The sequence below is a fragment of the Georgenia sp. genome, assembly GCF_054605595.1.
This window is the reverse complement of sequence record NZ_JBTSDU010000053.1, coordinates 1-5,198: the sequence shown is the minus strand read 5'-3', so window position 1 is coordinate 5,198 and position 5,198 is coordinate 1. Positions and strand designations below refer to the sequence as shown.

At 73.0% G+C, this 5,198-nt stretch carries 5 protein-coding genes; 2 read left to right on the top strand and 3 right to left on the bottom strand.

The features are described 5' to 3' along the window. Window positions 1-5: 5 nt before the first annotated feature. The 3 genes from ACYC1Z_RS08015 to ACYC1Z_RS08005 all read right to left on the bottom strand — a co-directional run bounded on the left by ACYC1Z_RS08015 (window position 6) and on the right by ACYC1Z_RS08005 (window position 3,377). Window positions 6-1,382 carry a hypothetical protein gene (locus tag ACYC1Z_RS08015; RefSeq protein WP_461409003.1) on the bottom strand — a complete coding sequence of 459 codons (1,377 nt, stop codon included), beginning with the start codon at window positions 1,380-1,382 and terminating at the stop codon, window positions 6-8. 98 nt (window positions 1,383-1,480) lie between these two features. Beyond that, window positions 1,481-1,978: an RNA polymerase sigma factor gene (locus ACYC1Z_RS08010; RefSeq protein WP_461409002.1), complete on the bottom strand. Its 498-nt coding sequence runs from the start codon at window positions 1,976-1,978 to the stop codon at window positions 1,481-1,483. Window positions 1,979-2,327: 349 nt separating this feature from the next. Next, window positions 2,328-3,377 carry a zinc-dependent alcohol dehydrogenase family protein gene (locus tag ACYC1Z_RS08005; RefSeq protein WP_461409001.1) on the bottom strand — a complete coding sequence of 350 codons (1,050 nt, stop codon included), beginning with the start codon at window positions 3,375-3,377 and terminating at the stop codon, window positions 2,328-2,330. 78 nt (window positions 3,378-3,455) lie between these two features. Between ACYC1Z_RS08005 and ACYC1Z_RS08000 the strand changes: the two genes are divergently transcribed. Both ACYC1Z_RS08000 and ACYC1Z_RS07995 read left to right on the top strand, forming a co-directional pair. Further along, window positions 3,456-3,647: a hypothetical protein gene (locus ACYC1Z_RS08000; protein WP_461409000.1), complete on the top strand. Its 192-nt coding sequence runs from the start codon at window positions 3,456-3,458 to the stop codon at window positions 3,645-3,647. Between the two features lie 394 nt (window positions 3,648-4,041). Continuing rightward, window positions 4,042-5,198: cytochrome c oxidase subunit I (locus tag ACYC1Z_RS07995; RefSeq protein ID WP_461408999.1), on the top strand; the 1,157-nt coding region annotated here is incomplete at its 3' end.

The window sequence follows — 5,198 nt, the reverse complement described above, 5'->3', positions numbered from 1 at the left end:
CTCGATCAACGGGAGGTGAGGTCGAGCGACTCCTCGGCGACCGCGATCACCGACCACCGCCGGCCGTCGGCGTCGGCGAACTCGTACGCGGGGACGAGGAGCGCGGAGCGCGAACCGAGATCGTGGTGCTGGGCCAGACCCAGGGTCGCGCTCACCAGCGTGATGTCCGCGACCGGCCAGGGGATCGCTCCGCCCGCCACGGCGGTCGTTGGCGGACCCGACGGCGTCGGCTCCGGGACGAAGGTGTCCACCGGCCCCCCCTCGGCGGCGGGCCACGCGAATCCGATGGTCCCGAAGCGGGGGTCGGTCAGGCGGTCCACGGCCGCGGCCGCGCTGATCACGGGGTAGTCCCCGAGCGAGGTGAGCGGAGCCAGGGTTCCGCTGATCGACTGCACCCCGGCGCCGGTCATCCAGAGGTACCAGGCGCTGCCCGTGCGGCGCTCCTCCTTGACCTCGAACGCGCTCAGGGACGCGCCGACCGCGTCACCTGTCCCGTCCACCGGGTCGGCCACGTACTCGTACGCATCCGGGTCGAGGCCCGCCGCGCCGATGACCTCACGCAGCCGGGCCGCCATGGCGTCCGGCCCGGGGGCCGGGCCGAGGTCGACCGTCTCGCAGGGCTGGTCGACGGCCGGCTCGCCGGCCCCGCCGGACGCGTCGGGGGCGGCGGCGTCTCCACCCGTCGCCGGTGCCACGCACTGGTACGGGTCGTTGCCGGGGTCGTAGAAACTGAACGAGGTCTGGCTGTCGGGGTAGAGCGTCAGGCTCGGTCCCGTCCCATCAGGCGGGCCGACCTGCCACGTCCCGTCGCGGAGTTCGGGCGCGCCGTCGAGCCCCAGCGTCGCCGCGAGCGCCGCGGCCCGGTCCGCCGTGAACGACGACGCCGCGTCGTACGTCCACGCGGTCGCCGTGCCCGCGGCGTCGGAGAACCCCTCACCGTGGAAGACCGTCCGCTCCGCGGCCCCCCACCCTGGCCAGATCGACAGGCGTTGGTCGCCCGCGACGGCCGCGTCCATCGCTGCACCGCCGAACTCTGCCTGACCCGACGCCCCAGCGGCGAGGTCGATCGCGGGGGCAGCGGTGACCGGCGCCGGGGCGTTGGCCCGCCCCAGGCCGTAACTGCCCGCCACCACCGCGGCGCCCGCCGCCACGGCCGCGACCTGCAGCCAGCGCGAGCGGCCCAGGCGGGAATGCCGACCGGCACGGACCGCGTCGAGCGAGTCGGGCGCGGCCGGGCGGCGGAGGTCGATGGCCGCGCGCAGCCGCGTCATGTCCGGCGCCGCGTCCGCCGCGGGGTCCGCCGCACGGAGCCGGTCCAGCGGAGCCCGCTCGCGGCCGCCCTCGTCCGCCGCGCCGATCTCGGGGTGTTCATGGTCGCTCATCGGTCTACCTCCATCGACGGCACGCCGCCCCGGGGGGCGGCGTGGTGCTGCTACCCCTCATATGTCGGCGACGTCGAGGTCCTTGCACGACGGCGCGTTCAGCTCAGGCCGGCGGGCTCCGGTCGCTGGTCCCAGGCCTCGACCAGCCGCGACCGGGCGCGGGAGAGCGCCGCGTCGGCGCCACCACGGCTGATCCCCAGGACGCCGGCGAGCTCGGCGCCACTCAGACCCTCCCACGCGTGCAGCAGGAGCACGGTGCGGTCCCGGGCGCTGAGCCGGGCCAGCGCGGCACGGATCTCCTCGTCCGCCACCACGACGTCGGCGGGGTCGTCGCCGACCGACCCGGTGGGAACCGCCGCCATCGGCAGCGCGGTGTGCTTGCGGCGGTGGTTGGCGAGGACGAACGCGGCGGTGCGGTACAGCCAGGGCAGCTCGGCGCCTTCGGGTACGTCGGCGCGCCGTCGCCACGCCGTGGCCCAGACGTCCGCGGCGAGGTCCTCGGCGTCGGTGGGCGCCCGGCGCAACAGGTAGCGGTACACGGCGGTGGCGTGCGCCCGGAACACCGTGTCGAACCATGCGTCGTCGTGCTCGTCCACGGCGGCTCCTCTGCTCGGCCTCGCTCCGCGTCCCGGGCAGCGTGCCACGGAATGCCGGACCATGGGGTGCCGGACCCCTCGCCTCCCTTGTGTCGGGACCTGCCCGGATCTTGCACCCAAGTCTGGCATCGGCGTCGACATGTGGCACCGGGCCAGGTGGTCCCACCTGCTCCTGGAGGCGCTCGCGGTGACCCCGGACCCGCCGGCCTACGCCCGGGTGGACCTCGTCGACGTCGCCGGCACCCCGGCGCCGATGGAGCTCGAGCTCGTCGAGCCGGAGCCGTTCCTGTCGCTCACCCCCGGCTCCGCCGCGAGGTTCGCGGAGCAACCCCTCACGTTGCTCCGACCCTCACGGGCGCAGCATGGACTTGATGACCTCGCGGGAGTCCATGGCCGCGTAGGCGGCGGCGACGTCGTCGAGCGGGAACGTCCGGTCGAAGACGGCACCGGGCCGGATCCGTCCGTCGAGCACGTCGGCCAGCAGTTCCTCGAGGTACACCCGCACCGGCGCGACGCCGCCGAGCAGGTTGACGTTGCGGGTGAACAGCGGCCGGACGGCCAGCCCCGTGACCCCGGCGGGCACCCCCACGTAGCCCACGTTGCCGCCGGGCCGGGCGGCGGCGATGGCCTGCTCCATGGAGTCCTGGTTGCCGACGGCCTCGAGGACGACGTCGGCCCCGGGGGCGCCGAGCAGATCCCGTAGCTCGGCCACGCCCTCCGCCCCACGGGACTCGATCACGTCGTCGGCCCCGAAGGTGCGTGCCACCGCCTGCCGGGCCGGGTAGCGGGAGAAGATCGTCACGCGCTCGGCGCCCAGGCGGCGGGCGGCGAGCACGGCGCAGAGCCCGACGGCGCCGTCGCCCACCACGGCCACGGTGGCGCCCGGGCGGACGCCGCCACGCAGCGCCGCGTGGTGACCGGTGCCCATGACGTCGGTGAGCGCGAGGACGTGGGGGAGGAGTTCGTCGTCGGGCGCCTCGGGGACCTTCACCAGCGTGGCGTCGGCGAACGGCGAACGTACGTACTCGCCCTGGCCGCCGTCGACCAGGTGGCCGTCCTTGTCGTGGCCGGCGAAGTTGCCGCCCCGGACGCAGGACGTCGGGAGGCCGTGGCGGCAGTTCACGCATGCGCCGCAGCCGTAGGCGAACGGGGCGATCACGAAGTCGCCGGGCGTCAGGGTGCGCACCGCGGGGCCGACCTCCTCGACCACGCCGACGAACTCGTGACCGATCCGGGTGGGTTCCGGCACCGGGTTGATGCCGCGGTAGCGCCACAGGTCGGAGCCGCAGACGCAGCCGGCGACCACGCTGACGACGGCGTCGGTCGGGTCGATCACGTGTGGGTCGGGCACCTCTTCGAGGCGGATGTCGTGGGGGCCGTGGATCAGGGTCGCGCGCACGGGGCGATGTTAGCCGCCCGGATCTCTCGCCGGGACACGTCGGCCGTCGTAACGTGTGGGCACGAGAGGGAGGCCGTCATGTCTGCTGATCCCACCGGGCCCCGGCCCGACGCCGCACCCGACCCCGGTCCGCACGCCCGACCCGCCGGGCCCGAGGCCGCCGAGTACCCCCACGACGCCCCGGTCCTCCTCGAGGAGGACGAGACCGTCCCGCCGCGGCCGGAGGAAGAGGTGGCCGACCTCTTGCGCGGGGAGCCGGACCGGCACTGACTGTGCGGGGAGGCGGGCCGGCACCGACTGTGCGGGGAGGTGGGCCGGCACCGACTGCGCGGGGAGCCGGACCGGCACCGACTGCGCGCGGAGCCGGGCCGGCACCGACTGCGCGCGGAGGCGGGCCGGCACCGACTGCGTGGGGAGCCGGGCCGGCACCGACTGCGCGCGGAGGCGGACCGGCACCGGCTGCGTGGGGAGCCGGACCGGCACGCACGGTGTGTGGGCCGGCCCCGCGACGTGGGCCGGTACGGCCGGCTGAGCCGCTCGGTTAGCTGACCGTTTCGTCCGTTGCCACTCGGGGCTACTCTCGGCAACACGGGCCGCGGGCGACCCGTGCGCGTGGCGCAGGGCAGGGCCCGGGCGGGCCAGTTCTCACGGTGCGGGGGTAGAGATGGTAGCCACGTACGAGGTTCGACCGGAGGTCGTGCCGGGCCTGCGGCCGCAGCGGCAGCACCTGGGCAAGACGGTCGTCTCGTGGGTCACGTCGACCGATCACAAGGTGATCGGGTACATGTACCTGACGACGTCGTTCGTGTTCTTCATGATCGGTGGGGTGCTCGCGCTGCTCATCCGGACGGAGCTGTTCGAGCCCGGGATCCAGATCGTGCAGTCCACGGAGCAGTACAACCAGCTCTTCACGATGCACGGCACGATCATGATGTTCCTGTTCGCCACCGCGCTCTTCACCGGGTTCGCGAACGTCATGATGCCGATCCAGATCGGGGCGCCGGACGTCGCTTTCCCGCGATTGAACATGTTCGCGTACTGGCTGTACCTCTTCGGCGGAATCATCGCCGTGGCGGGCTTCGTCACCCCCAAGGGGGCCGCGAGCTTCGGCTGGACCGCCTACATGCCCCTCGCCGACGCCACGTTCTCGCCGGGGCTCGGCGGTGACCTGTGGGTGCTGGGCCTGGCGATGACCGGTTTCGGCACGATCTTCGGGGCCGTCAACTTCATCGCCACGATCATCACCCTGCGGGCACCCGGCATGACGATGTTCCGGATGCCCATCTTCACCTGGAACACGCTCGTCACGTCGATCCTTGTGCTGATGAGCTTCCCCGTGCTGGCCGCCGCCCTCTTCGGGATGGTGGTCGACCGGGTCCTCGGGGGACAGATCTACAACCCGGACGCCGGCGGGGCGCTGCTGTGGCAGCACCTGTTCTGGTTCTTCGGCCACCCCGAGGTCTACATCATCGCGCTACCGTTCTTCGGCATCGTCACCGAGGTCATCCCGGTTTTCTCCCGCAAGCCGATCTTCGGCTACAAGGGCCTCGTCTTCGCGACGATCGCGATCGCCGCCCTGTCGACGACGGTCTGGGCGCACCACATGTTCACCACCGGCGGGGTGATGCTGGCCTTCTTCTCGCTGATGACGATGACGATCGCGGTGCCCACAGGCGTGAAGTTCTTCAACTGGATCGGCACGATGTGGCGCGGGAAGATCACCTTCGAGACCCCCATGCTCTTCAGCCTGGGCTTCATGGTGACGTTCCTGTTCGGTGGGCTGACCGGCGTCATCCTGTCCAGCCCGGCCATGAACTTCCA

What these genes read in the sequence shown, in the direction of transcription:
- ACYC1Z_RS08000 (WP_461409000.1), top strand. Translation starts at nt 3,456, where the DNA reads ATGTCTGCTGATCCCACCGGGCCCCGGCCCGACGCCGCACCCGACCCC.
- ACYC1Z_RS08015 (WP_461409003.1), bottom strand. Translation starts at nt 1,382, where the DNA reads ATGAGCGACCATGAACACCCCGAGATCGGCGCGGCGGACGAGGGCGGC.